We start from the raw sequence: 24,386 nt of genomic DNA on the forward strand, positions 1-24,386 counted from the left end.
CCAACAGAGTGACGGCCACACGCCGCCCGGCACAGCACCCGAACGGCGCGTCACATCACAACAGGGCAAACGTTCCCTGCTACGGCACTAGCCACCTCGCCGCCCCGCCCGCGATGCGCTCAGAGGCCATTGCACGAGGATTTGACGGAGGACGAGTTCGCCATTCCGCCACGATCTTGCCTAAAACCCTTCTAAGATCGCCGGCAAGGCGGTTCTCCGCATCTCTATGTACTCCCTCACGAGCAGGGCAACAGGCCCTTTTGAACGCTGAGAGCAGGGGATGGAATCCACAAATGAACAAGCGAAGGGAGCCGCGCCCGAGCCGCGTCGGCGGCGGCCGGGCGTGCTCGGTCGCCGCACCGTTGGCTGCGTGGCCGCGCTCGCCTTGGGAATCGGTAGTGGCTCGTTAGCCATGGCGCCTGCGGCGTACTCACAGGCGGAGGACGGGTCGGTGACGGTCCGGGTGATCCGGGCCGTGGACACCAGCGGAGTGTGGACGCCCGCGCTGGAACCGGGCATCGCGGGCGTCAAGGTGACCCTCACCGACGACGCCGGGGCGGGCATCGAGGGGGTTACGGCGGCCGACGGCACCGTGACGCTGACTCCGGCGGCGGGTGAGACCACCAACGGCAAGTACCGGGTGCAGGTGGTGAATCCGAAACCGGGTGTGCTGTTCCCGGCCTTCGCCTCGCGCCAGGGACTGGACGGTGCGCCCAACCAGTTGAGCAGCAATGAGGAGTTCGTCGACCTCTCGGGCGGGAAGAGCGTGGCGTACACCACCGGGCTGTGGAGTCCTGGTGACTACTGCCAGAAGAACGCACCGCTGATGACGACCTGTCAGCCCGCCACGCGCGAGGGCGGGGCTCAGCGCACGCTGGTCTCCTTCCCGTACGACGCACGCGGTCAGGACGGCGTCGACGTCAACGTCACGAACATCGCCACCAACGCCGACACCGGCACGCTGTTCGGCATCGCGTGGAACAAGGCCGACAAGCGGGTGTTCTCCTCGGCGGTGGCCAAGCGCTCCACGGACTACGGTCCGGGTGGCGCCGGGGGGATCTACGTGACCGACCTCACGCAGAAGAAAACCACGCGGTTCACCGTCGTCCCGGACGCGGGGACGACGGCGCACGGGTCGGGTACCGACGACGCCTTCCTTGCCGTACCGGGCAAGGAGAGCCTGGGCGGCATCAAGATCACCGATGACGGCAAGGACCTGTTCGTCGTCAACCTCAACAACCGCAAGCTCTACCGCTACGACGCCACGGCGGCGACCGCTTCGGCGCCGAAGGCCGTCTACGCCATCCCGGACCCGGGCTGCCCGGCGGCCGGGGACTGGCGCCCCTTCGGCCTCGGCCTGCAGGACGGCGTCGGCTACCTCGGCGGCGTGTGCTCCGGCGAGTCCACGGGGAAGCCCTCGGACCTGCGCGCGGTGGTCATGCCCTTCGACCTCGCCACCGGAGCGTTCCGCAAGGCGGTGCTGGACCAGCCGCTGGACTACCCGCGTCAGTCCACCGTCGGCAGTGGCCCATGCGACGGCGCGGGCTGGTTCCCCTGGACCAACACCTTCCCGACGTCCCAGAACGGACAGGCCTGCCAGAGCTATCTGGCCCAACCCGAACCGGAGTTGGGCGAGATCGGATTCGAGGCCGACGGCTCCATGCTGCTGGCGTTCCGCGACCGCTTCGGCGACCGGGCCCCGGCCGGTCCCACGCCCAACACACCCGCCAACGTCCTGTCAGGCGGTGACCTGGACAAGGCATGCCTGACGGGCGGGGTGTACGTGATGGACACCAACAACGGCTGCGGGCTTTCCCCCCGGGGAACGCGCTTCTTCGACAACAGCCGGATGGGCTCCCACCACAACGCGGCCTTCGCGGGCATGGCGCTCTCCAAGGTCGAGAACACCATCGCGACCTCCGGCTTCGACCCCAACAGCACCGCCTTCGGGTACGGCACCTCCTTTGTCCAGCGCGACGGCAAGCAGGACCCGAAGGGCGGCCTGCGCCTCAACCCGCCCGGGACCGTGGCCCCGTTCGGCAAGGGCGCCTCGATGGGTGACCTGGAGGTGCTCTGCGACCAGGCCCCGCTGCAGATCGGCAACCGGGTCTGGTACGACCCCGAGCGCAAGGGCATCCAGAACCCGGGCCAGCGCCCGGTCGTGGGCGCGACCGTCCACCTCTACGACGAGTCGGGCAAGCAGGTCGGCACGACCAAGACGTCGGAGCGTGGTGAGTACTACTTCGACGACTCCAACGTCACCGGCGGCCTCGAACCGAGGACCAAGTACACCATCCGGCTCGACAACCCGGCCGACTACGCCAAGGGCGGCCCGCTCCACCAGTGGGTGCCCACCGACGCGGATGTCGGCGACAACCACTTCATCGACTCCAAGGGCATCGTTCCGTCCGGCGCGAAGTACCCGGAACGGGCGCTGACCACCGGCGGGCCGGGAGAGAACGACCACACTTACGACTTCGGCTTCCGACAACAGGAGGGTGTGCTGCGCCTGGTCAAACACGACCAGGACGGAAAACCACTGGCCGAGGCGAAGTTCCAGCTGTGGAAGGAGACAAACGGCTCCGAGGGCGCGCAGACCACCGGGACGACGCCGGATACGCAGGTCGGCAAGGCCTGCACGACCAAGGCCGACGGCATCTGCCAGGGCGGCGGCGCGCCGGGGACGTACTACTGGCAGGAAGTCAGCCCGCCGGCGGGATACGCGGTACCGGACGAGACGGTGTTCGGGCCGCTGGTGCTGACCTCCGACAACCTCGACGCCGGGGTCTCGGTGACAGCGGTCAACCGGCGGCTGCCCGCCGCCACGCCGACACCAACACCGACGACGCCGGTTCCGAAAGCACCGGGCACACCGCACGCACCAGGCCCCGAGCCCGGCTCGCACCTGGCGGGCACGGGTATGAGCCAGGTCGTTCTGATGGCCCTGGCCGGCGCCGCCGCGCTCACCACCCTCGGCACGGCGATGTTCGTGCTGATGCGCAGGCGAAGGGCGCTGCACCGCTAGCCCTCCAGCAGGGCAGCCGGCCTCGGTGACCCTCCGGGCCGGATCGGGCGGGTTCGCGCACCAGCGGTTCGCGAACCCGCCCGACTGTGTGACCAGCCGACGAGAGAAAGCGACTGCATGGCTCGGAAGTTGAGGACGAGCGGCCGTACGCCGCGTCGGACCCTCTGGTGCATAACACTGATCGTGATCGTGATCGCGGTGTGCGGTACCGGCCTGGCCGCCTACTGGACTCTCTCCGACGAGACCACCGAGCGGCCGGTGACGATGGACGAGGCGTCCAGGCTGGCACTGTCGCGGCTGAATCTGTACCAGGCCAGTCCCGTGGCGGTGACCCTCACCGCCACCGAGGGCGGCGGAGTGGTGGTGCGGGTCAGGGGGGTCGTGGACTACCGAACCCATCGGGCCGTGGGGAGTTACCAGGTCACCGGGGCCTCCGGATCCTCCAGGTCCTCCGGATCTGCCGGGCCCGTCGCCGGGCAGTTCGACCACGGCCTGATCGTCTGGGACACCGGCGGCCTCGGCCTCGCCCCCGCGCCGGAGGGCGACAACAGCCCGCCCTGGCAGCAGGCCGAGCACATCCCGCGCTCGGACTGGTCCGCGCGCTCCTACACGACCGATCCCCTGGACGCCGGGCTCCAGTTGCTGATCGAGCTCGGCGCGGACCGCCCCGACAACCCGCTGCTTCTCGCACAGTCCGGAGCTCGCTGGCTGGGTCGCGACCGCGTCGACGGTCGCAGCTACGACCGGTTCGCCGGGCCGCGCGCCCAGGGCGCCACGCCCAGTGCGGGGCCCGACGGCGGGCGGTCGCCGCTGACGTACTGGATCGACGGCGACGGCGACGGCGGCCTGCGGCGGGTGACGATGCGGATGTCGGGCCTGGGGACTCCGACCACCGTGGAGTTCTCCGGACGCGACGCCCGCGCGAAGCTCCCCGAGGCGCCGTGGATCACCGGCTGACATCTGCGTGCCCATGCGCCCCGGCTGCCGCGGTTGCCGACGACGACCCTCCTCAACTCACCCTCCAGGGCGGCATGGTGGACGGGGGCCGAGCCCACCGGAGCACCGTGCTCAGTAGTGCGAGCGGGGCACGGCGTCCGCCTCCTTCGGGAGCGGGTACGCGGCCGTGTCGACGGCCCCCGGCAGGCCGGTCGCCGGGCTGCCCGGGGTCATCGGGTCCGGCATGGACGGCTGAGCGGGCGGGGCCGGCACCTGGCTGAACGGGACGCCGGGCGGCGCCTGCACCGGCGCCGTCCGGCCGCTGGGCAGCGCGCCCCGACGGCGGGCGCCGCAGCCCGCGTGGCCCTCCAGGCCGTCCGGGCTCTGGGTGTTGGGACGGTTGTCCGCGAAACAGTTGCTGGGATCGGCTGAGGCCAGTACGAGGTCGGTGCCGTTGCCGGTGGCGCGGTTGCCCTCGACGCGATTGCCGCTCGCCGGATGCCCCGGCGGGTCGGTGACGACCACCCCGGCCGCCCGGTTGCCCCGGACCAGATTGCGCTGGACGCGGTTCCCGGTACCACCGCCGATGCCGATGCCGATGCCGAAGCCCCCGTCCGCCTGCTCGGGCGTGTCGGCGGCGTTGTTGTCGGCGATCACGTTGCCCGCGATCACCGCACCGTGCTGCGGGGCAAGGGCCTCCAGATCATTGGAGTTGACCGTGACACCGACCCGGTTGTGGGCGACGCGGTTGCCCAGCACCGACAGGCCGTCCGAGGCATTGGTCAGCTCGATGCCGACCGCGTTGCGCTCCACGGTGTTGCCGCGGACGACGGTGTTGCAGGGCTTGCACTGGCCGACGTAGATGCCGGAGTCGGCATGCCCGGAGGCGTAGGAATCCTCGATTACGCCGTCGCGCGCGTCAAAGGCGTAGATGCCGTACAGGCCGTTGTTGTACGCCGTCACCCGGGTCGCGCGGAAGCCCCGGACGGCAGGGAAGCGGGCGGTGTCCAGCGGGTCGTAGGCGGAGCCGCCGGCGCCGCGCTGCTGCAACCGCTCGTCGGTGACGCCGGTGAACAGCACCCCGTTGGCGAGGTAGCCGTGCACGGTGAGGTTCTCGACCACCGAGCCGGCGCCGGTCACAGTGATGCCGTTGGCCAGACGCACACCGCCGTCGAAGACCACCGCGTTGCGGTCCGTTCCGCGCAGCACCACGCGGGGCTTGGTGACGCTCACGCTCTCCCGGTACACGCCCGGGCCGATCAGCACCGTCTCGCCCTCACGAGCGGCGTCCACCGCCTGCTGCACCGCGGGGAAGTCCTGCGGAACGCGCAGCACGCCCCCGGCCGGATGCCGCGCATCGGCGGACGTCGACCCCGTTGCCGAGCACCCGGTGGCCGCCATCGCGACCGAGACGACCAGCAGCGACAGACGCAGCGCCGCACGGAACACCGCCGCCGGGACTGCCGAACGCTTCAACAGGCCGTTTGTAGACAGGATTTGCATGGCAGTTGTTTTATCGTCTCCAATAGGCGTATGCCCACCGAACAGGGAAACGCGCAGGATTCATCCCGACCCGCGGCAACCCGTTTCGGGCGGCGCCGGGCATTGCTCGCCGGCGGAGCGGTGCTCGCCGCCGGGATCGGCGCGGCGGCCGACGAGCTTGCGAGAGACGACCGGACAGCCGGCCGTGCCACCGCCGGCGCCCCGCCGGCCGAGGCCGCGATTCCCTTCCACGGCGCCCGACAGGCGGGTGTCACGGCGCCCCAGCAACCGGCGACGCACCTGCTCTCCTTCGACCTCCCACAGACCTCCGCCGGCGCCGACCGGAAGACCCTGCGCAGCGTCCTCGGCGCGCTGACCCGCACGCTCGCCACCGCAGCCTCCGACGTCCCGCCGGACCCGCGACTCCAGGGTGGCGGCGCGACCCGGCTCACCTCCCTGGTCGGCGTCGGCCCTGCCCTCGCCGCTCGCCTCGGCCTCAACGTCCCCGCTTCTCTCGGCGAGTTGCCGCCCTTCCCCGGCGACCGTATCGACCCGCACCGCAGCAACGGCGATCTTCTGGTCCAACTGTGCGCAGCCGACCGCTGGACCCTCACCATCGTCGCCGAACTCGCGGGCACGGCGGCGCACGCCGCCGGCGCCGTACCGCGCTGGACCCAGTCCGGCTTCCTGCCCCACACGACCCCGGGCACCACCCCTCGCAACCTGTTCGGCTCCAAGGACGGCATCGCCAACCCCGATCACGCGGCGGCCGAGCGGTGGGTCTGGGGCCCATCCGGAGCCCACCGGAACGGCACCGTTCTGGTCTACCGCAGGATCCGCATGGACGTCACCGGCTTCGCGGCCCTCCCCGAGGGTGAGGGCGACCAGGTGATAGGCCGCCGCGCCCGCGACGGCGTCCCCCTCAGCGGCACCGCCGAGCATGACGAGCCGGACGTCTACGCCAAGAACCCCGACGGTTCCTACGTCATCCCGGCCACCGCCCACGTGCGTCTCGCCAGCCCCCGCTTCGACGGCGGCGCCCGTATGCTCCGCCGCAGCTACAGCTACGACGATGGCCCGACCGACCGCGGCCTTCTCTTCTGCGCCTTCATGCGCGACCCCGCCCAGTTCACCCGCGTCCAGGACCGTCTGGCCGCCCGCGACGCCCTCACCCCCTTCCTCCAGCACCGGGCCTCGGCCGTGGCCTACGTCCTGCCCGGCACTGCACCCGCCGGGACTTTCGGCGAACAGCTCTGGACATGAAGTCCGCATCGCTCCCTCCCCCCAGCACGACCAACGGCCAAAAGGGGCCGACGGGCCGCTGCCGGAGATCACCCGCGACGTGGTCCTCGCGGTCCCTGCGACGGACACCGGGAGATCCTCGGACTGCGGGTCGGTGGCGGCGGCGAGGGCGCCAGGTTCTGGCAGACCGCCCTGGCCGAGCTGCAAAACCGCGCACGGCTTGGCGGAACGGTTCCCGGTCGGCGAGGCGGTAGGTCATCCCAAACTGCCGGTGGACCGAGCGCCGGCTGTGTCCTGCCTTCAGCAGGGAATGAACGGCGGCGTGCCGGGCCCGGGTCCGGCCGGCGAACCGGTGTCCTCGTGGCCAAGGCGAAGCGGACGAGTCCGCGGCACGACCTCGTCGCGTGCTTCGCCAACGCGCTCGGCTCCACCGCACCGGTCCTGCGCCAGGTGCTGCCCGAGAACACGCGGGAGCTGCTCCTGTGCGCTCCGGCCGGCTGAGAGCCTGTCGGGTGACCTCCGACCGGGCGGCCACGCCCTGGCACGCACGCTTCCCGCGTTGTCGTCAGTCACCGACTCCCCCATAGCTGAAGGCATGGGGAGACCCCCTTCGCGTTGACTCCCTCCTCCGCCTTGGAATCGCACGCACCAGACCGCGTCCGCTATCCGATCGGAGGTCACCCGACAGGCTCTGAGGGGCGAGGCCGGCCGCTCCGCCCGCCGAACACACGTGAAGCTCGGCCAATCCGATCCCGGCGGCCGAGCTTCATGCGTTCTGGGCTGCTGTTCACCGTGACGGGTGAACGTGCCTCTCCACACGGGGCGCGGAATCCCAGCCCAGGCGTGGGCGGGGATGGTTGGCCCTCGCCGCGTTGGCCGGACCGAGCGCTTCAGCACGCCCGGAAACTCCAGGCAACCGACGAGTGGAAGGACCGCTACAAGATCCGCGCCGGGGCCGAAGGGACCGTCTCCCAAGCTGTGCAAGCCTGCGGCCTGCACAGATCCCGCTACCGCGGCCTGCGAAATACCAGCCTCCAACACCAGCTCACCGGCGCCGCGGTCAACCTCATCCGCATCGCCGCATGGCTCACGGCACGCCCCACGCACGCACCCGAACCAGCCCCCTTGCAGCACTTCGCCCCGCCGCACAACGACGGGGCGAAGCCACCAGGCCCGAATCAACCAACAGCGTCAAGGCATGCTCCGCCGGGCCTCGCAAACAGGGTCAGATGCCGAGCCGTATGGGCAGGGTCGAGGAACTGTTCGAGAAGAGGGACGGTACCGCGATGAGGGCGTCCGGATCGACTGCCATCGCGAGATCCGGGTACCGCTCGAACACTGCGGGCAGGGCCAACGCGGCCTCCAGCCGCGCCAGCGGCGCGCCGAGGCAGAAGTGCGGGCCGTTGCTGAAGGCCAGGTGCTTGCGCTGTTTCCGGGTGATGTCGAACCGGTCGGCATCCTCGCCGTGCTGGGCCGTGTCACGCCCCACAGCGCTGAACGGAGCCATGATCGCGTCCCCCTTCGGGATGCGCACCCCGGCGATCTCGACGTCCTCAAGGGGATAGCGGAAGGGGAAGTTCCCAATCGGGGCGTCCCAGCGCAGCGTCTCCTCCACCACGTTCGCCCAGGTGTCCGCGTCGCCCCGTACGGCAATCTCCCGCTGGTCGGGATGGGTCAGCAGCGCGCGCACCGCATTGGTGATCAGGCTCAGGGTGGTCTCCTGCCCTGCCGACAGCATGAGCAGCAGAGTACCCACTCCTGCAGGCGGGGACGCTCGTCGGCCGGAACGCCGAACAGCTCGCAGATGACCTGCATGGGCACAGGGTGCGCGAAGTGACGGCGGAGGTCGACACTGCCGTCGGCGGCGGCATGCGAAGGCAGGTCATCCAGCAGGTCGTCCACGATCTGCTGGATACGGGGACGCAGTTCCTGGACGCGGCGCGGTGTGAAGGTCTGGGTGACGAGTTTGCGCAGGCGGCGGTGTTCCTGGCCGTCCGAGGTCACCATGTTGGTGACTTTCACCATGCCGATGAGGGGCCAGCCGTCCGAAATCTCGCCTCGGATGATGGCGTTCCAGTTGCGCCAGTCCTTGCTGAAGCGGGGGTCGGTGATCATCTCATTCAGCAGGGCGTGATCCGTCACGGACCAGGCCATCACGTCGCCGGGCAGCTGGACCCGCACCACGGGGCCGAGTTCACGGAGCTTGGCCGCCTCGCCGTGATGGTCCGCCCCATGAGGATCCAGAGTGATGACAGGTATATGTGGCGTCATGCCGAACTGCTCCTCATCTCAGGACCTGCTGTGCGGTGGTCCTGTCGGATACGAGGGTTCATCGACCCGTCCTCGTAGGGATACGGGCCGGTATACGGGCCGCGGAGAACTCCGCGGGCAGTGCGACCGGCACCCTCGTCCAGGGAGAGGGACGCCAGGCCACCTCGTCCGCCGGAACGCCAAGTCTCATGTCCGGCAGCAGATGCAGAGCGGTCTGCACCGCGGTACGAGTGATCAGCCGAGCGGGCACCTGTGCGGGACACACATGCGGGCCGGCCGAAAAGGCCAGATGCGCGCGGTTTCCCCAGCCTTCGTCCGCACCGTCCGGCCGGACCTCGGGACCGTCGTTGGCGGCTGCGTGCCCGAGGATGAGGCAGTCGCCGCGCCGGATGTACTGGCCTCCCAGCTCGGTGTCGTGAAGCGCGTACCGGGCGGGCATGTTGTTCATGGGGGGATCGCGCCACAGCGCCTCGTCGAGCGCGTCATCCACTCCGAGCCTCCCGCCGTGCAGGTGGGCGGCGAAACGCGGATCGGTGAGCGTGAGCCGGAGCGTGTGCGAGATCCAGGCGGTGACCGTCTCGTTTCCTGCGGAGATCATCACGACGATGGACTGCAGGCGCTCCGCCTCGTTGCGCAGGTTGGGGTGGTTGATGAAGACCGTCGTCATGTCGTCGGTCGGATTGCTCCGCCGCTCGCGCACCGTATCGAGGAGGATCTGCTCGAAGTTGCGGTTGCCGGCCTGGGAGTCCGCCGCGCTGCCGAACAGTGCGATGAGCGCGTTGAGCAGTTCCCGGCCCTCTTCGCTGTCCAGGCCGAACAACGAAGCGAGCGACAGCATCGGCACGATCGTGGCGTATTCGTTGACCAGATCAGCGCTGCCACGCTCGGAGAACGTCGCGATCAGATCCGTGCACAACGCCTCCACCTCACGACGCACCCTGCGCTGGTCTATCCGCGCGATCCCGTCGTCGAGAGGCTTGCGCAGCCGCCGGTGTTCGGGGCCGTCGGCCCCGATGACGTTGGCACGCCATCCCATCATCGGGAGGAGCCCCGAATGCGGCGAGACGACCCCCTCGTTCAGGTCGCGCCAGTTACGGGCGTCGCGGGAGTAGAGCTGCTCCTGCCGGGTGATGACCAGCAGTTCCCGGTAGCCCATCACCAGCCAGGCGGGCACTCCCGGCTCCAGCTCGACCTTCGCGACGCTGCCCCACTCCTCGCGGAGCCTGCGGTAGGCCGCACGTGGGTCGGACGAGCCGACGACTGCGGACAGCGCAAGCAGTCCGGTGCCGTGCTGTGCGTGCGCCGGGCACCCCGGCGGCGGCAGAGTGCTCATGAGGCCGACTCCAGGGTGCGCGCCGCATGGGTGCCCGATACGTGTTCCACCAACCTGATCAGGGAATCGACCGATGAGGCGCGGTCGCGCGCGTCGCAGGTCACTATGGGTGTCTCGGGCAGCAGATCGAGCGCACCACGCAGTTCCTCGTCGGTGTAGCGCTCGCTGTCCGGGAACTGATTGATCGCGACCGCGAACGGGAGCCCGCGGATCTCCAATTGCTCCAGTACGTCGAAACTCTCCTCCAGCCTGCGGGTATCGATCAGCACGAGCACACCGAGGGCGCCCTCGGCCAGCCCTTCCCACAGATCCCAGAACCGCCGCTGGCCAGGCGTACCGAACAGATAGAGGACCAGTCGCGAGCTGAGCGTGACACGACCGAAGTCCATGGCGACGGTGGTGGTCGTCTTGTCGCTCAGACCGGCCAGTTCGTCGACCCCCACGCTCGCCGCCGTCATCACCTCCTCGGTGCGCAGCGGTTCGATCTCGCTGACGGATCCGACGAGCGTGGTCTTGCGCACGCCGAACGCGCCCACGACGAGGATCTTGACGGCCTGCTGCACCGTGTCGGGCAAGTAGCGGTCAGCGGAGCCGACGGAGACCATCCAGTACCTCCTGTAGCAGTTGCTTGTCGGGCAGGGCGGCCTGTGGAACACCGGAGCGTGCGGACAGATGCCCGCTGTCGACGAGGTCGGACGCCAGCACCTTCACCAGGCTGACCGGCAGCCCGAGATGAGCGGCGGCCTCCACGAGGGACAGTAGTTGCGCGCACATGCGCACGAGGGCGATCTCTTCCCTGGTCGCGGAGACAGGGAGGGCCCGCAGGGGGTCCACCGCCACGAGGAGCGTCTCGACGCCGATCGTGTTACGGGTTGGCCGGGAGCGCCCCTTCGTGATCACGTACGGGCGTAACGCACCGTCCGAGAACCCCGCTCCCGGCCCGCTCACGCGGGGCCCTGGCGCGGCGGGCTGCTGAGATTGCGCGCCCCGATCTTCATCACCTGCGCCTGCATCTGCCGGGCGACGAGCTTCGGGTCGATCACGGGGCCCGTCACGACGGCGAGATGTGCTCCGTCGGCACTGCGCATAAACAGGAAACCGCCGTTGAACTCCACCATCTGCTGGTGCACGGCGCCGCCGTCCTCGCCGAACTCCCGTCCGAGACCGCGGCCGAGGGACTGAAGACCCGAGCAGCTCGCCGACAACCGGTCGGCGGAGTCGCGGTCCATGCCCTCCGAGTCGGCCAACAGCAGACCGTCGGAACTGAAGACGATCGCCAGCCGTACGCCGGGCACTGCGGCGACTTCGGAGATCATCCAGCCACGCTGCTCCGGGTTCTCCACGTAATTCATGCTCACATCTGTCCTTTCGAGGAATCGGGGGTGGTGGAGGAGTCGTACGGGGGGTCGTGCGGGCCGTGACCGGGAGCAGAGCCGGACGGGGGGCGTGGTCCGGCTGCCTTCGAAGAATTGCCCCATCCAGTCGCCGGCGTCCTCCGGCGAACCGGGCGGAATGACAGCGGTCGGCGCCTCCTCCACCGCGGGGACGTATCCGTCACGCCTAGACCTGCGCTGGGGCAACCGGTGGTGACGTGCGGCCGGACCATCGGTGGCAGGCGGGAGCGAACCGGACCGGTCCGCCTCCCGGGGCGGCTGGGGCGGCGGGGCGGGTTCGGCCGCTGGATCCGGGGCTTGCGCAGGAACGGTGCGGTCGGGGGCGGCCGGGGTGACGGCGGAGCGGGCGGCGGCGTGGGAAGAACCCGCCCGCCTGGCGCTCCGGCGGGCGCGAGGGTCTTCAGGAGCTCCAGCGGCACGAGGATCACCGCGCGGACACCTCCGCACGGCGACGGACCCAGATCGACACTGAGACCGTGCCGGTGGGCGAAGCGGCCGACGACGGCGAAGCCGGTCTGCGGGATCTCGCCGACATCACCGACGCCGAGAAGGCGGCAACCGCAACGACGTCACCCAGCTCATCCCGCTACCGGGATTGATCGCAGTGCATCGGGTTTCAGCCCGGTGGTGAAGCGATTCCGCGTCCACCAAGACCGGCCTGACGGTGCACGCTGAACTCGACACCGACCACTACCCCACAGGCGTTCAGGTCGGCGACGACGAGATCGCCGCCCTGCCGATCACGCGGCACCGCTTCCACGGTGACTGGAACTGCACCCTCCACCCCCAGCAGCCGCTGGGCGCGCCGCCGGGCAACAGCACGGCGGCAGCGGCGGGGGGCGAACCAGGAGCCGGCGAACAAGCCGCATCGCCTGACGCCGGGTTCGGGCCCGTCCGCGGGACGGCCGACGCGGCCCCCGCGGGTGATGCTGGAGGCCCTGCCGCACAAGGCCGTCAGTCGCTGTTCCTGGCGTGAGATCGGCGAGCAGTACGGCCCCTGGGCGACAGTGGCGAGCACCTGGCGCCGTTGGGGCGAGCGAGGTGTCTGGGCCGAGGGCATGGCGCTGCTGGCCAGCATGCCCGGCACGCCCATTCCGCCGGAGGAGGTCGCCCTGCCGCCTATCAGGGTGGAGGGGCGGCTTGATCCGCGGCTGCTGGTTTCCACACGGGAGCCCTCCGACGAGGGGCTCCGTTGGGGAGTCCGATAGGAGGGTCGTTTTGCGCGTTGTGAGTGAACTTCGATCCCCAATGCGAGCGAACTTGGGAAAAAAGGGCGTTCGGGGGCGTTGAGATCGTGTAATGGGCGAGTTCACGGAGGGGGGTGCCGGCGGATCGCTGGACGGTGACTGCGCCGCTGTAGGCCCTGTGCGGAGCAGGGGATTAGGTTGGCGGAGAACGGAGAAAAGTCTCCGGGCAGCCGGACTCGCGATGGGGGCGGGCATGACCATGTTAAAAGGAGCCAATGTTCCGCTGGCGGCTCACGCCGTGCGGGTCGAATTGGGGTGGCGCGCCTCCCCGGGGACACCGGACGTGGATGGCTCGGCGCTCCTTGTCGTGTCGGGAAAGGTGCGCAACGACGCCGACTTCGTCTTTTACAACCAGCCCTCCCACGCATCCGGCGCGGTGCGCCACGAGGGCAAGCGGACCGTCGGTGACGGGGTGACGGACAGCCTCGCGGTCGACCTGGCGCGCATCGAGCCGGCCATCGAGCGCGTGGTCCTGGCAGCCTCCGCGGACGGCGGCACCTTCGGGCGGGTGACGGGACTGTACGTACGGATCATGGACGCGGCGGACGGCTCGGAGATCGCGCGCTTCGACAGTGCGGATGCGACGGTCGAGACCGCATTCATTCTCGGCGAGCTCTACCGACGCCAGGGCGCCTGGAAATTCCGTGCCGTCGGTCAGGGATACAGCACCGGCCTCGAAGGCCTCGCGAAGGACTTCGGTATTTCCGTCGATGAACCACAGCAGCCCCAGCCGTATCGACTACCCCAATCGCCTCAACAGTCCCAGCGGGGAACGCAGGTTGACCGCCTGCCGCCACCCCCGCCGGTCCTTCCGCCCGCACCGCCGGCGGCGCCACCGGCACCTCCCGTACATCCGGCCACCCCGCCGGTCCGTCTGTCGAAGGTGACTCTCACCAAGGACGCGCCATCGGTCTCCCTCGCCAAACAGGGCGGCACTTCGGGAGCACTACGGGTCAATCTCAACTGGGAAGTGCGCAAACAGTTCAAGGGCTGGGGAAGCAAGCTCGGCAGAGCGGTCGCCAACCACGCGGACCTCGACCTCGATCTCTGCGCCCTCTACGAACTCACCGACGGCCGCAAGGGAGTCGTGCAGGCGCTCGGAAACGCGTTCGGCGCACTCCGGCAGCCCCCTTATATCCATCTCGACGGAGACGACCGCACCGGTGCCGTCTCCACCGGCGAGAACCTCACCGTCAACCTCGACCAGAAGGACAAGCTCCGCCGCGTCCTGATCTTCGTCACCATCTATGAAGGCGCGCGGAGTTTCGCCGATCTCCATGCGACCGTCACCCTCCGGCCCCAGCACGGCGCCCCGATCGACTTCTCCCTCGACGAATGCACCGTCCCGTCCACCGTCTGCGCGCTCGCGCTCCTCACCAACAACGGGGGAGACCTCACGGTGCAGCGCGAGGCCCGCTATCTCGTACCCGAGCGCGGAGTGAGCCCGCAGCGCACCATCGACCACGCATATGGGTGGGGCATGAACTGGACACCCGGCCGTAAATGACCCCCCGGGGGTCCGGCCGGCACTGCGGCCATCGGCCCACGGACGGCTCCGCTCAACGGTCCGGCGCGGCCTCGGGACGGGCGTATGTACGTCCCTTCCAGGCCGCGCCCCGCCCCCGGTGGTGCTGAACCGCCGAATCGACCGTCATCAGCAGGTAGAGCACAGCGGTGAACGGCAGCAGCGGCGCCAGCCACAGCGACTGCCGGTAGTAGCCCAGCATCGGCATGTACGTCCCGGCCATCACCGCCCACGCCACCCCGCCCGCCCACGCCGCCACCGGAGCACCGCCCAGCAGCCCGGCGACGAGCGTGACCGGCGGCGCGAGATAGACCAGTGCGAGCCCCAGCACCGTCCCGAGGAGCAGCGGCGGACTGTGCCGCAACTGGGCGTATGCGCTCCGTGACACCATCCGCCACAGATCCGCCAGCCACGGATACGGCCGGACGCTGTCCACCCGCTCCGCGAGCCCCAGCCAGATCCGGCCGCCGCTGCGCTGCACCGCCCGCGCCAGCGACACATCGTCGATCACCGCCTGCCGGATCGACTCCGGCACCCGCGCCCGGTCCGCCGCCCCGGTCCGCAGCAGCACACATCCACCTGCCGCCGCAGCCGTCCGGGCCCCCGCCCGGTTCACCCACCGGAAGGGATAGAGCTGCGAGAAGAAGTACACGAAGGCCGGTACGACCAGCCGCTCCCAGAGACTCGACACCCGCAGGCGGGCCATCTGCGAGACCAGATCGAACCCGCCCGAAACGGCAGCGGCGACCAGCCCCCGCAGGCTGTCCGGCTCATGCGCGATGTCCGCGTCCGTCAGTAGCAGAAACTCCGGCTCCCGGGCCCGGGCCAGCGAGATCCCGTGCCGCACGGCCCAGAGCTTGCCCGTCCAGCCGGACTCCGGCTCACCGGGCGACACCACCGTCACCGGCAGGCCCCCGTACCGCACGGACAGCGCACGGGCGACGTCCCCCGTGCCGTCCTCGCTGCAGTCGTCGACGAGGAAGATCTCCGCGGCCCCCGGATAGTCCTGCGCCATCAGCGACGGCAGACTCACCGGCAGCATGTCGGCCTCATCACGTGCGGGCACGACGATCGCCACGGACGGCCAGCGCTCCGGGGCCTCCCGGCGCGGCAGCCGCTGATCGGTCCGCCAGAAGAACCCTTGTCCCAGCAGCAGCCACACCCATGCGGCCAGCGAACCCACGGCGATCCAGGCAACGGCAGTCATTTGCCGCAGTCTGCCCCACTGTGACGGAACCGCAAGGGCGGTCGACTAAGGTGACCGGGTGAAGATCGCGCTCATGGATTCCGGAATCGGCCTGCTCGCGGCCGCCGCCGCGGTATGCCGGCTCAGGCCCGACGCCGATCTGGTGCTCTCCTCGGACCCCGGCAGCATGCCCTGGGGGCCGCGTACCCCCGAGGACGTGACTGCCCGCGCGCTGGACGTGGCCCGCGCGGCCGCCGCCCACCGGCCCGACGCACTGATCGTCGCCTGCAACACGGCCTCCGTACACGCCCTGCCGGCGCTCCGCGCCGAGCTGGAACCCGCACTGCCGGTCATCGGCACCGTTCCGGCCATCAAGCCGTCCGTCGCCGGTGGCGGCCCCGTCGCGATCTGGGCCACGCCCGCCACCACGGGCAGCCCCTACCAGCGCGGACTCATCCGGGAATTCGCCGGCTCCGTCGCCGTCACCGAGGTCCCGTGCCCGGGTCTCGCCGACGCTGTGGAGCACGCGGACGAACCGGCGATCGACCGGGCCATCGCCGCAGCCGCCGCACTCACCCCGCGCGATGTGCGGGCCGTGGTCCTGGGCTGCACCCATTACGAACTGGTCGCCGAGCGCATCCGTGCCGCCGTGCGGCAGCCCGGTCTGCCTCCGGTCGCTCTGCACGGCTCCGCCGGTGCCGTCGCCGCCCAGGCGCTGCGCCGAATCGGGGTCGGACCCGCTCCGTCGGCCGAATCGGCCGGCGGCCTCACCGTCCTCCTCAGCGGGCGCATCGCCGAACTGCCGGAAAGCGCGCTGGCCTATGCCGAGGGGCAGCTGCTGGGGGCCGTCAGCCCCGCCGGCTGACCCCGCGGAGGCCATTGGACCCATCCCCGGCGTGCGGAATCTTAAGTACGCTGCTTGACATGAGGGACCACCCCCGAAAACCGAGGCACACCGGAGCCGACCCCCACTCCGACGTCTGGGTCGGCCGGGCCACCAACCGGGCCCAGTGGGTACTCGCTGCCGCAGGCGCGGCCTGTCTGGCGCTCGGCATCCAGCTGGCCGTCACCTCCGACTGGGCCTCCGGAATCGCCCCGTTGCTGATGTCGGTGATCGGCTGCGTCGCCGCCGGACTGCTCATGCTGTTCGGCACACTCGCCTTCGTGAACGTGGCCGTCAGGGTCGACGGGGACGCTCTCGAAGTGCGCTGCGGCCACATGGGCCTGCCGCGCCGCCGGATTCTGCTCACCCATGTGGTGGGCGCGGAGTTCGCACCCCAGGTCACCCCGCGCCAGTGGGGCGGCTGGGGCTACCGCTGGCGCCCCGACCAGGGTACGGCCGTGGTGGTCCGCAGGGGCGAGGGCCTGGTGCTCCGGCTCGGTGACGGCAGGACGTTCACCATCACGGTCGACGACGCCGAAGCGGGCGTACGGTTCATCCGCGAGCGCCTGCACCTGTCGGCGACCGGCGCACCGGCCGGGGCCTGATCGCGGCCCGATGCGTTGCCTCCGGGACTCGCGACCGGCTCGGAGCGGGGTGGAGCGGTTCGCTCGCCGTGTGCGACGGGCTGCGTCGCCGGGACGGTTGGCCACCCCGTCTACGCCCTGCGGACCACGTACCTGATGCACGTCATCCAGACCACGTGCCTGCCTGATGTGCGTCATCCGGACCACCTGCCTGATCCGCACCACCCGGTCCACGTGGTCCGTCCGTACCGTCCGCCCCTGTCGTACCGTCGCCGATGGGCCGCCGGGCCGACGCCAGCCCCGCGAGCAGCCCGGCGCCCGCGGTCACCGGAGTGAAGCTCAGCGCATTGCCGACGCTCGCCAGCACCGCGAGTGCGGTGAGCGCGACGCCCGCCGTCAGGACGACGGCCGTGGTGCGGGGCGACCGCCACAGCACGTACAGCAGCCAGCCGAAGGCCGACCCCAGCAGCGCCACCCCCACCACCCCCTGCTCGGCCGCCTGCTGCAGAGGCGCCGAGTGCGGCCTGCCGTCGGACTGGACGGTCTGCTCCACGGTGGGGCTCAGCTCGGCGAACCGTCCGGGGCCGATGCCCAGCACCGGATGTTTGCCGGCCAGCTCCAACGCGTCCTGCCACAGCAGCACCCGGTGCGTGGTGAGCGGACCCTCCAGGGACACCATGAGGCCCTGAGGCAGCGCGTCCGCGGCGATCGCCCATGACGTAGCGACGACGAGACCCGTGGCCAGGGCGAGCCCGGCGAGGCCGAGCAGCCGTTGTCGCATTCTGGCGGCGGCCAGCGAACACAGCAGCACCCCGAGTGCCGCGGCGAACCCGGCCACCGAGCGCAGCGCCAGCGCGGCGCAGGCTGTGCCGAGCGCCAGCAGCCGCAGGGAGAAACGCAGTGGTGCCTGCCGGGACGCCGCCGCCGCGCAGCAGGCGGCGCCCGCGGCGAGCACCAGCAGTGCGGCGGCAGCCCCGGCGTGACCGGGCGCCGTGTCCACCGTGGCCGTGGCGCCAGGCATGCCATGACGCGAGAGGAGCCCCATGAGGAGCGCCCCCACGGCGGCAGCCGTGGCCGTTGCCACCGGCAGCAGCGTTCCGCAGATCCGTCCACAGGCGAAGCCCGCGGCGACGGCGAGCAGAGCCAGCAGGACACCCTCCGGACCGGTCTCCCGTCCGGCGGCGCTGATCAACGACCAGACCGCGCAGGCGGCGAGGACCACGGCCCCGGCTCCGTCGGAAGCGTTGCCACGTTCCCGCGCCCGGCCCCGCCCCGCAGGTGCAATCGTCACGTTCGCCCCCGACCTGTGACCGTCCCGTTGGCGATCGGCCGGATCCGGCCGACGGTGGGGGGGCTGGCGGACACGGTAATGCCAGCGGCCCGGATCTGTCCGGGAAAGTGGCGAAACGATCCGGCGCGAGGGGTTCCATCACGCGAGCGGGGCTGCCGGACACACAGCCGACCACCGTAGACTCCGCCGGGTGAGCGCCACCATCACCCCAGTCGACGACCCGCAGCGGCCCGCATCCACCCCCGCGTCCCGGGGGAGACGGGTGATGCCACGGCTCGTACGGCCCGCAGCCTCCGTGCTTTCGGGAGTGCTGCTGTACCTGAGCTTCCCGCCCCGGCCCCTGTGGTGGCTGGTTCTGCCCGGCTTCGCCCTGCTCGGCTGGGTGTTGCACGAACGCAGACTGCGCGCCGCGTTCGGCCTCGGCCTGTTTGCCGGACTGGGCTTCATGCTGCCGCTGCTGCACTGGACGGGCGAAGAGGTCGGTCCGGTGCCGTGGCTGGCACTCGCAGCGGCCGAGGCGCTGTTCATCGCGGTCGGCTGCATCGGGATCGCCGCCGTCTCACGCCTCGCCTGCTGGCCGGTGTGGGCCGCCGCTGTCTGGATCCTCGACGAGGGGATCCGGGCCCGGGTGCCGTTCGGCGGCTTTCCCTGGGGGAAGATCGCCTTCGGGCAGGCGGACAGCGTGTTCCTGCCGCTCGCGGCCGTGGGCGGCACGCCGCTGCTCTCCTTCGCGGTGGTGCTGTGCGGCTTCGGTCTCTATGAGGCGGTACGTCAGTTCCGAACCTGTCGCAGCACGCGTGAGGTGCCCCGGGCCGCCGTCGCCGCAGCCGCCGCGACCGTCCTCGTGCCCGTCGCCGCCGCGTTCGCCGCCCTGCCGCTCGTGGACGACTCGGCCGAGGACGGCACCGCGACCGTGGCCGCGATCCAGGGCAATGTGCCGCAGCTCGGACTCGACTTCAACGCCCAGCGCCGCGCCGTCCTCGACAACCATGTGCGCCGCACGGAACAGCTCGCCCAGGAAGTGAAGGCGGGCAAGGTTCCCCAGCCCGACTTCGTCCTGTGGCCGGAGAACTCCTCCGACCTCGACCCCTACCGGAACGCCGACGCCCGGATCGTGATCGACGACGCGGTGAAGGCGATCGGCGTACCCACCGTGATCGGGGCGGTGGTCGAGCCCGACACCGGCAAGCTGCGCAACACCCTCATCCAGTGGGATCCGAAGAAGGGGCCTGTCAGCACATACGACAAGCGGCACATCCAGCCGTTCGGCGAATACATCCCGATGCGCTCCTTCGTACGCCTCTTCAGCGCCGACGTGGACCGTGTACAGCGGGACTTCGGCCCCGGAAAGCAGGTCGGCGTCTTCGATCTGGCGGGTACGAATGTGGGGCTCGTGACCTGTTACGAGGCGGCGTTCGACGACGCCGTACGGGACACGGTCGAGCACGGCAGCCAACTGATCTCCGTACCCAGCAACAACGCCACCTTCGGGCGCAGTGAGATGACCTATCAGCAGCTGGCCATGTCCAGGGTGCGGGCGGTCGAGCACAGCAGGTCCGTCGTCGTCCCCGTCACCAGTGGGGTCAGCGCGGTCATCCGTCCCGACGGGACGGTCGTCCAGCAGACGAAGCTGTTCACCGCGGACGCGCTGGTGGACAAGGTGCCGTTGAGGTCCTCGCTCACGCCCGCGACCCGGATGGGCACGCTCCCCGAAGGAGTCCTCGCGCTGATCGCTGTGGCGGGGCTCGGCTGGGTCACCATCGGTTCGGTGCGGCTCCGGCGGAGTCGTTGATCCACTCGCGCGCCACGTAGGGTCGGGCACATGGCTACTCCTGATTTCATCCGTGAGATCCGCGCCACCGCGGGCCAACAACTGCTCCTGCTGCCGGGCGTCACCGCCGTGGTCTTCGACGACGAGGGCCGAGTGCTGCTCGGACGCCGTTCCGACACCGGCAAGTGGTCGGTCATCGGTGGCATCTGTGAGCCGGGTGAGCAGCCGGCGGCGACGGCGGAGCGTGAGGTGTACGAAGAGACCGCTGTGCGCTGTGTGGCGGAGCGGGTGGTGCTCACACAGGCCCTGGAACCGGTGCAGTACGCCAACGGCGACCGCTGCCAGTACCTGGACGTCACCTTCCGCTGCCGGGCGACCGGTGGTGAGGCACGCGTCAACGACGACGAGTCGTTGGAGGTGGGCTGGTTCCCGGTGGACGCGCTGCCGCCCTTGAACGAGTTCGGGCTCTTCAGGATCAAGCAGTCCCTGACCGACGAACCCACCTGGTTCGAACCCACTGCCCAGCAGTGACATCCGGCGCTCGCCGGGCGGCCCCGGTTCTGGGGCCCGCCCGGCGAGCAGGGCTCAGACGGTTCGGGCGTCGGCCGGCAGCGCTGCGGGTGCGTCCGGCTCTGCGGCAGCCCCCTCGATGTCCGCGAGATCCCGGTTCCTGGTCTCCTTGGCACAAACAACTGCCAGCACGGTGAGGAGTGCCGCGGCGATGACATACAGCGAGATGGGGGTCGAGCTGTTGAAGTCCGCGAGCAGCGCGGTGGCGATGAGCGGCGCCGGGGCGCCGGCCGCGACCGATGAGAACTGGGCCCCGATCGACGCACCCGAGTACCGCATCCGGGTCGCGAACATCTCAGAGAAGAAGGCCGCCTGCGGCGCGTACATCGCCCCGTGGAAGATGAGCCCGACCGTGACGGCGAGCAGTAGATTCCCGAAGCTGCGGCTGTCGATCAGCGCGAAGAACGGGAACATCCACAGCGCCACGCCGATCGCACCGACGAGGTAGACGGGCTTGCGCCCGACCCGGTCCGACAGCGCGCCCCACATCGGGATGACCGCGAAGTGGACGGCCGAGGCGATGAGTACCGCGTTGAGCGCCGTCTGCTTGCTCAGGTCCGCTGCTGTGGTCGCGTAGACGAGGATGAACGCCGTGATGACGTAGTAGCTGATGTTCTCCGCCATCCGGGCTCCCATGGCGATCAGCACATCGCGCCAGTGGTGTCGCAGCACGGCGACGAGCGGCATCTTCTCGGCCATCGCGGCGACCGCCTTGCGCTCCTCGGCCTGTGCCAGGGCTGCCTTGAACACCGGTGATTCATCGACGGAGAGACGGATCCACAAGCCGACGACCACCAGCACACCGGAGAGCAGGAACGGTATGCGCCAGCCCCACGCCCCGAAGGCCGAGTCCGACATGAGCGCGGTGAGCGCGGAGAGCACTCCGGTGGCGAGCAACTGCCCGGCCGGCGCACCCGTCTGCGGCCAGGAGGCCCAGAACCCGCGCCGCTTGGCATCCCCGTGCTCCGACACGAGCAGCACGGCCCCGCCCCACTCGCCACCGAGGGCGAAGCCCTGCACCAGCCGCAGGATGGTGAGCAGTACAGGGGCGGCGGCCCCGACCGTGGCATGCGTCGGCAACAGGCCGATGGCGAACGTCGCTCCGCCCATCATCAACAGACTGAGCACCAGCAGCTTCTTGCGGCCGAGCCGGTCGCCGTAGTGCCCGAACACCAGGGCACCGAGCGGCCGGGCGGCGAAGCCGACCGCGTAGGTGAGGAAGGAGAGGAGCGTGCCGACGAGCGGCTCGGACTCGGGGAAGAACAGCTTGTTGAAGACCAGCGCGGCAGCTGACCCGTACAGGAAGAAGTCGTACCACTCGATGGTGGTGCCGATGAGGCTTGCGGCGACGATGCGCTTGAGTGAGCGGGTGGTCGGCGGGGCGGATGCCGAGGCAGCCATGAACACCACTTCCGGACGGTTGGTGGGGACGGTTTCGTGTCGCCACACCGTAGGAATGGGCAGGTCAGAGGCACATGTGGCGGGACACCATAGTTCTCGGGCCGGGTGTGCGCGAGGCCACCATGACAGGCATGTTGAGACTGCTTCGAGGACCGTATTGAAGGCTGACAGGCGTCTGTCCGAGTTGCGTTGTTCGGCATGGTTCAGTGCCCTGGTGCTGATCCCGTGCTGGTTTGGTGCTGACTAAAACCGCATGTCAGCACCCCTGATCACCTGTCCCGTGCTGACTTGGTGCTGACTACGCAGCGTTGAACTTCGGCATTCGGGGCGGATCGGACGGGTAGTGCAGTGCTCCTCACCTCCGCGCGACTGCCGTCAGGCCCGGCGGGTCCCTGCGGAACCGTTGCCGGATGACGTCCGCCAGGAGAGCGGGTGTTGACGCGTCCCATTCACGATCACGTGATGGGGGGCGCGCCTACATGCCCACCATCATCCGCTTCAGGTGGAGAATGTGCCGATCCAGGTACTTGCACATTCGGTCCAGCATGACCGGTCGCATGTTGACCCCCCACTCCTCTTCAGCCGATTCCACATACCACCGCACACACCCGCGCACCACATTCCGGCGGTCTGCCACCTTTTCGAAGCGGAGAGCCTGGTCTTCCAGTCCGCGATGCCTCGCGACAGCGGAGAGAAGATCAACAACGGCGTAGAAGGATAAGCAGGCAATGACGGCAGACTCGACACAGTCGAGAAATAGTGTCAGGTCCTTCCGTACTCGCCGCTGTTCGCCTCTCTTCCGCGGCAGTAGCGACGTGCGGGAGAACGGCTTGGTCGCCCGTAGCTCCTCGGGATCGGGGAAGAGATGCGGTCCGCCCTCTCGTTCGACGAGACTGTTGAGAGTCAGCCTGAACGCTTCGTAGTCTGCTTCCGCTTCGCGTGAAACCTCAGGCGGAAGGCCGGACAGGAAGGGTGGGCGCGGGGGCTCGCCCGCAGTGCTCTCGCTCGCCACATCGCCCGCGATGACGTGAGTGAGCTCGTGTGCCAGCAGGAACCCCTGACAAGCAAAGGCAATTCGCCTTGCTTCGACAAGGTTAGGGAGTTTTTTAGGCATCAGCCAGGTGCCTATGGGAATGATCGAACGTATAGGGGTGAACGGACTTTGAAGAGGTCCCCATGTCTGAAGGTGCGTGAAGATGGCTTCATCCATGCGAGTCGCGATGCCTGTGCTCTCGTTAATGTCACGGTCAAAACCGCCGAAGATCATCTCGCTGGGGACCAGCTCTGGATCGCTGAGTTCGTAGCAGTGGAGGACAGCTCCGAACCCCCAGCAAATGTTGGCCATGACGCTACTGGTGATGGCCGATACTGCGATGAGGTAGCCTTCCTGGCCGTCGCGGCTCGTGTGGGCGAAGGTCTGGCACTCCAACGCTGATGACACGAGGCTGAATGCCTCCAGCTTGCTGGCCACCTCCCTGGCCTTCTCGAATCCCGGATGTACACCGTCAGGACCAGGGGTGACGGCATAACCAACAAGGAGCCAGTCCAGAATGTAGCGAGTCGGTTCGTTGAACATGACGTACTGGGACCAGTCCCGAAGCAGGGGGCTCTCTGGGTTCGCCGCACGGATGAACGTCATATCAGCGTATATGCGTGCCATTCTGACTGCTTCCGCTGCCAGTTCGACGTTCTGGAACTCGACGAAAATCGCACTCGCCGTATAGGGACGCTCAGGCATTCGGCGTTCCGGAGACCTGCGGGGAGGGTTGCTGTGGGGCCTGGCCGCGGCCGCTGAGCGCCCCGGCCAGTGTCTCGCTGAGTCCTTCGGCATCCCGGACCTCGACCTGACCGTCTGCGTTACGGATCACCAAGAGGCCTCGCGGCAGGGTGCCGTCGGACTTGATGACCAGCCCCTCCGACCCTAGTGCATCGATCATGATGCCGCGTTTGAACTGACGCCGCAGCGTAACGATGGCGTGGGTCAGGGCGGTGAGGGAGGCGGCCCCGGAAATGACGATGTCGCCCAGTGGGACGTTGCCTTGCGCGTGGACCTGCCGCCCCGCCACCCCCGCTTCGCCGAGAGCCTCTTCGGCCACGACTGTTTCGCCGAGTGTGGAGTTTGTGAACAGATGAAACTCGGTGTCGACGTCCTCGCGCGCCACCCATGCCCCCCCGTCAGTTCAGCCCGAACTCTCTTTACCCCTGGTCTCCGACGAGAAAACCGCCGATGCCGGACTCCAGCCTT

General features: G+C 69.5%; 21 protein-coding genes and 3 pseudogenes. 13 read left to right on the forward strand and 11 right to left on the reverse strand.

Annotation, left to right across the window (positions count from 1 at the left end; genetic code table 11):
• The first annotated feature begins 451 nt into the window (after nucleotides 1-451).
• Both ACIPEK_RS40390 and ACIPEK_RS40395 read left to right on the forward strand, forming a co-directional pair.
• The gene (locus ACIPEK_RS40390) at nucleotides 452-3,025 is read left to right on the forward strand and encodes an SdrD B-like domain-containing protein (protein WP_402007078.1); all 2,574 of its coding nucleotides are present in this window, start codon (nucleotides 452-454) and stop codon (nucleotides 3,023-3,025) included.
• 183 nt (nucleotides 3,026-3,208) lie between these two features.
• Nucleotides 3,209-3,982, forward strand: a complete 774-nt coding sequence (locus tag ACIPEK_RS40395; RefSeq protein ID WP_402007080.1) for a hypothetical protein — start codon at nucleotides 3,209-3,211, stop codon at nucleotides 3,980-3,982.
• Between the two features lie 111 nt (nucleotides 3,983-4,093).
• Here the strand turns inward: ACIPEK_RS40395 and ACIPEK_RS40400 are convergent, their stop codons facing one another.
• Nucleotides 4,094-5,437, reverse strand: coding sequence for a right-handed parallel beta-helix repeat-containing protein (locus tag ACIPEK_RS40400; RefSeq protein WP_402007082.1), 1,344 nt, complete (start codon nucleotides 5,435-5,437; stop codon nucleotides 4,094-4,096).
• Between the two features lie 57 nt (nucleotides 5,438-5,494).
• On the opposite strand from ACIPEK_RS40400, the gene ACIPEK_RS40405 reads away from it, so the two are divergent.
• The 3 genes and pseudogenes from ACIPEK_RS40405 to ACIPEK_RS40415 all read left to right on the forward strand — a co-directional run.
• A complete protein-coding gene (locus tag ACIPEK_RS40405) occupies nucleotides 5,495-6,706 on the forward strand; it encodes a Dyp-type peroxidase (RefSeq protein ID WP_402007084.1) in 1,212 nt (403 codons plus the stop codon).
• 339 nt (nucleotides 6,707-7,045) lie between these two features.
• On the forward strand, nucleotides 7,046-7,186 hold the full coding sequence (locus ACIPEK_RS40410; protein ID WP_402007086.1) for a hypothetical protein: 141 nt from the start codon (nucleotides 7,046-7,048) through the stop codon (nucleotides 7,184-7,186).
• Between the two features lie 399 nt (nucleotides 7,187-7,585).
• A pseudogene (locus ACIPEK_RS40415) lies at nucleotides 7,586-7,830 on the forward strand (transposase); the annotation flags it as partial.
• Between the two features lie 80 nt (nucleotides 7,831-7,910).
• Here ACIPEK_RS40415 and ACIPEK_RS40420 read toward each other — a convergent pair.
• From ACIPEK_RS40420 to ACIPEK_RS40440, 5 genes and pseudogenes are all read right to left on the reverse strand, one after another.
• Nucleotides 7,911-8,956, reverse strand: a pseudogene (locus ACIPEK_RS40420) (cytochrome P450).
• Nucleotides 8,957-9,014: 58 nt separating this feature from the next.
• Nucleotides 9,015-10,289 (reverse strand): cytochrome P450, encoded by a 1,275-nt coding sequence (locus ACIPEK_RS40425; protein ID WP_402007088.1) that lies wholly within the window; start codon nucleotides 10,287-10,289, stop codon nucleotides 9,015-9,017.
• On the reverse strand, nucleotides 10,286-10,894 hold the full coding sequence (locus ACIPEK_RS40430; protein ID WP_402007090.1) for a GTP-binding protein: 609 nt from the start codon (nucleotides 10,892-10,894) through the stop codon (nucleotides 10,286-10,288). The genes ACIPEK_RS40425 and ACIPEK_RS40430 overlap by 4 nt, the downstream gene beginning before the upstream one ends.
• On the reverse strand, nucleotides 10,872-11,237 hold the full coding sequence (locus ACIPEK_RS40435; RefSeq protein WP_402007092.1) for a DUF742 domain-containing protein: 366 nt from the start codon (nucleotides 11,235-11,237) through the stop codon (nucleotides 10,872-10,874). Before ACIPEK_RS40435 ends, ACIPEK_RS40430 begins: the two co-directional genes overlap by 23 nt.
• Nucleotides 11,234-11,641 carry a roadblock/LC7 domain-containing protein gene (locus tag ACIPEK_RS40440; protein WP_402007094.1) on the reverse strand — a complete coding sequence of 136 codons (408 nt, stop codon included), beginning with the start codon at nucleotides 11,639-11,641 and terminating at the stop codon, nucleotides 11,234-11,236. The genes ACIPEK_RS40435 and ACIPEK_RS40440 overlap by 4 nt, the downstream gene beginning before the upstream one ends.
• A 518-nt stretch (nucleotides 11,642-12,159) precedes the next feature.
• Here ACIPEK_RS40440 and ACIPEK_RS40445 point away from each other — a divergent pair.
• From ACIPEK_RS40445 to ACIPEK_RS40460, 4 genes and pseudogenes are all read left to right on the forward strand, one after another.
• Entirely contained in the window at nucleotides 12,160-12,282 is a 123-nt protein-coding gene (locus tag ACIPEK_RS40445) for a hypothetical protein (protein WP_402007096.1), read from the forward strand.
• Nucleotides 12,283-12,320: 38 nt separating this feature from the next.
• Nucleotides 12,321-12,473, forward strand: a pseudogene (locus tag ACIPEK_RS40450) (ISAzo13 family transposase); the annotation flags it as partial.
• Between the two features lie 136 nt (nucleotides 12,474-12,609).
• Entirely contained in the window at nucleotides 12,610-12,891 is a 282-nt protein-coding gene (locus tag ACIPEK_RS40455) for a hypothetical protein (protein WP_402007098.1), read from the forward strand.
• A 220-nt stretch (nucleotides 12,892-13,111) separates the two neighbouring features.
• Nucleotides 13,112-14,437 (forward strand): TerD family protein, encoded by a 1,326-nt coding sequence (locus ACIPEK_RS40460; protein WP_402007100.1) that lies wholly within the window; start codon nucleotides 13,112-13,114, stop codon nucleotides 14,435-14,437.
• 52 nt (nucleotides 14,438-14,489) lie between these two features.
• Here the strand turns inward: ACIPEK_RS40460 and ACIPEK_RS40465 are convergent, their stop codons facing one another.
• On the reverse strand, nucleotides 14,490-15,662 hold the full coding sequence (locus ACIPEK_RS40465; RefSeq protein ID WP_402007102.1) for a glycosyltransferase: 1,173 nt from the start codon (nucleotides 15,660-15,662) through the stop codon (nucleotides 14,490-14,492).
• 58 nt (nucleotides 15,663-15,720) lie between these two features.
• On the opposite strand from ACIPEK_RS40465, the gene ACIPEK_RS40470 reads away from it, so the two are divergent.
• Nucleotides 15,721-16,506: a glutamate racemase gene (locus ACIPEK_RS40470; protein ID WP_402007104.1), complete on the forward strand. Its 786-nt coding sequence runs from the start codon at nucleotides 15,721-15,723 to the stop codon at nucleotides 16,504-16,506.
• 59 nt (nucleotides 16,507-16,565) lie between these two features.
• Nucleotides 16,566-17,129, forward strand: coding sequence for a hypothetical protein (locus ACIPEK_RS40475; RefSeq protein ID WP_402007106.1), 564 nt, complete (start codon nucleotides 16,566-16,568; stop codon nucleotides 17,127-17,129).
• A 142-nt stretch (nucleotides 17,130-17,271) separates the two neighbouring features.
• Here the strand turns inward: ACIPEK_RS40475 and ACIPEK_RS40480 are convergent, their stop codons facing one another.
• Entirely contained in the window at nucleotides 17,272-18,399 is a 1,128-nt protein-coding gene (locus tag ACIPEK_RS40480; protein ID WP_402007108.1) for an O-antigen ligase family protein, read from the reverse strand.
• A 190-nt stretch (nucleotides 18,400-18,589) separates the two neighbouring features.
• On the opposite strand from ACIPEK_RS40480, the gene lnt reads away from it, so the two are divergent.
• On the forward strand, nucleotides 18,590-20,191 hold the full coding sequence (gene lnt, locus ACIPEK_RS40485) for an apolipoprotein N-acyltransferase (protein ID WP_402007110.1): 1,602 nt from the start codon (nucleotides 18,590-18,592) through the stop codon (nucleotides 20,189-20,191).
• A 30-nt stretch (nucleotides 20,192-20,221) separates the two neighbouring features.
• Nucleotides 20,222-20,701, forward strand: a complete 480-nt coding sequence (locus tag ACIPEK_RS40490) for an NUDIX domain-containing protein (RefSeq protein ID WP_093900615.1) — start codon at nucleotides 20,222-20,224, stop codon at nucleotides 20,699-20,701.
• Nucleotides 20,702-20,755: 54 nt separating this feature from the next.
• Here the strand turns inward: ACIPEK_RS40490 and ACIPEK_RS40495 are convergent, their stop codons facing one another.
• The 3 genes from ACIPEK_RS40495 to ACIPEK_RS40505 all read right to left on the reverse strand — a co-directional run bounded on the left by ACIPEK_RS40495 (nucleotide 20,756) and on the right by ACIPEK_RS40505 (nucleotide 24,303).
• On the reverse strand, nucleotides 20,756-22,141 hold the full coding sequence (locus tag ACIPEK_RS40495) for an MFS transporter (protein ID WP_402007112.1): 1,386 nt from the start codon (nucleotides 22,139-22,141) through the stop codon (nucleotides 20,756-20,758).
• 475 nt (nucleotides 22,142-22,616) lie between these two features.
• The gene (locus ACIPEK_RS40500; protein WP_402007114.1) at nucleotides 22,617-23,879 is read right to left on the reverse strand and encodes a hypothetical protein; all 1,263 of its coding nucleotides are present in this window, start codon (nucleotides 23,877-23,879) and stop codon (nucleotides 22,617-22,619) included.
• On the reverse strand, nucleotides 23,872-24,303 hold the full coding sequence (locus tag ACIPEK_RS40505; RefSeq protein ID WP_402007116.1) for a hypothetical protein: 432 nt from the start codon (nucleotides 24,301-24,303) through the stop codon (nucleotides 23,872-23,874). The genes ACIPEK_RS40500 and ACIPEK_RS40505 overlap by 8 nt, the downstream gene beginning before the upstream one ends.
• Nucleotides 24,304-24,386 lie beyond the last annotated feature (83 nt).

Origin of the sequence: Streptomyces sp. NPDC088246, assembly GCF_044741025.1 — a bacterium.
In the GTDB taxonomy this organism is placed as follows: Bacteria; Actinomycetota; Actinomycetes; order Streptomycetales; family Streptomycetaceae; genus Streptomyces.

Coding starts and splice junctions, on each gene's coding strand:
- ACIPEK_RS40405 (WP_402007084.1), top strand. CDS start 5,495: ATGCCCACCGAACAGGGAAACGCGCAGGATTCATCCCGACCCGCGGCA.
- ACIPEK_RS40425 (WP_402007088.1), bottom strand. CDS start 10,289: ATGAGCACTCTGCCGCCGCCGGGGTGCCCGGCGCACGCACAGCACGGC.
- ACIPEK_RS40430 (WP_402007090.1), bottom strand. CDS start 10,894: ATGGTCTCCGTCGGCTCCGCTGACCGCTACTTGCCCGACACGGTGCAG.
- ACIPEK_RS40440 (WP_402007094.1), bottom strand. CDS start 11,641: ATGAATTACGTGGAGAACCCGGAGCAGCGTGGCTGGATGATCTCCGAA.
- ACIPEK_RS40455 (WP_402007098.1), top strand. CDS start 12,610: ATGCTGGAGGCCCTGCCGCACAAGGCCGTCAGTCGCTGTTCCTGGCGT.
- ACIPEK_RS40460 (WP_402007100.1), top strand. CDS start 13,112: ATGGGGGCGGGCATGACCATGTTAAAAGGAGCCAATGTTCCGCTGGCG.
- ACIPEK_RS40465 (WP_402007102.1), bottom strand. CDS start 15,662: ATGACTGCCGTTGCCTGGATCGCCGTGGGTTCGCTGGCCGCATGGGTG.
- ACIPEK_RS40475 (WP_402007106.1), top strand. CDS start 16,566: ATGAGGGACCACCCCCGAAAACCGAGGCACACCGGAGCCGACCCCCAC.
- ACIPEK_RS40490 (WP_093900615.1), top strand. CDS start 20,222: ATGGCTACTCCTGATTTCATCCGTGAGATCCGCGCCACCGCGGGCCAA.
- ACIPEK_RS40495 (WP_402007112.1), bottom strand. CDS start 22,141: ATGGCTGCCTCGGCATCCGCCCCGCCGACCACCCGCTCACTCAAGCGC.
- ACIPEK_RS40500 (WP_402007114.1), bottom strand. CDS start 23,879: ATGCCTGAGCGTCCCTATACGGCGAGTGCGATTTTCGTCGAGTTCCAG.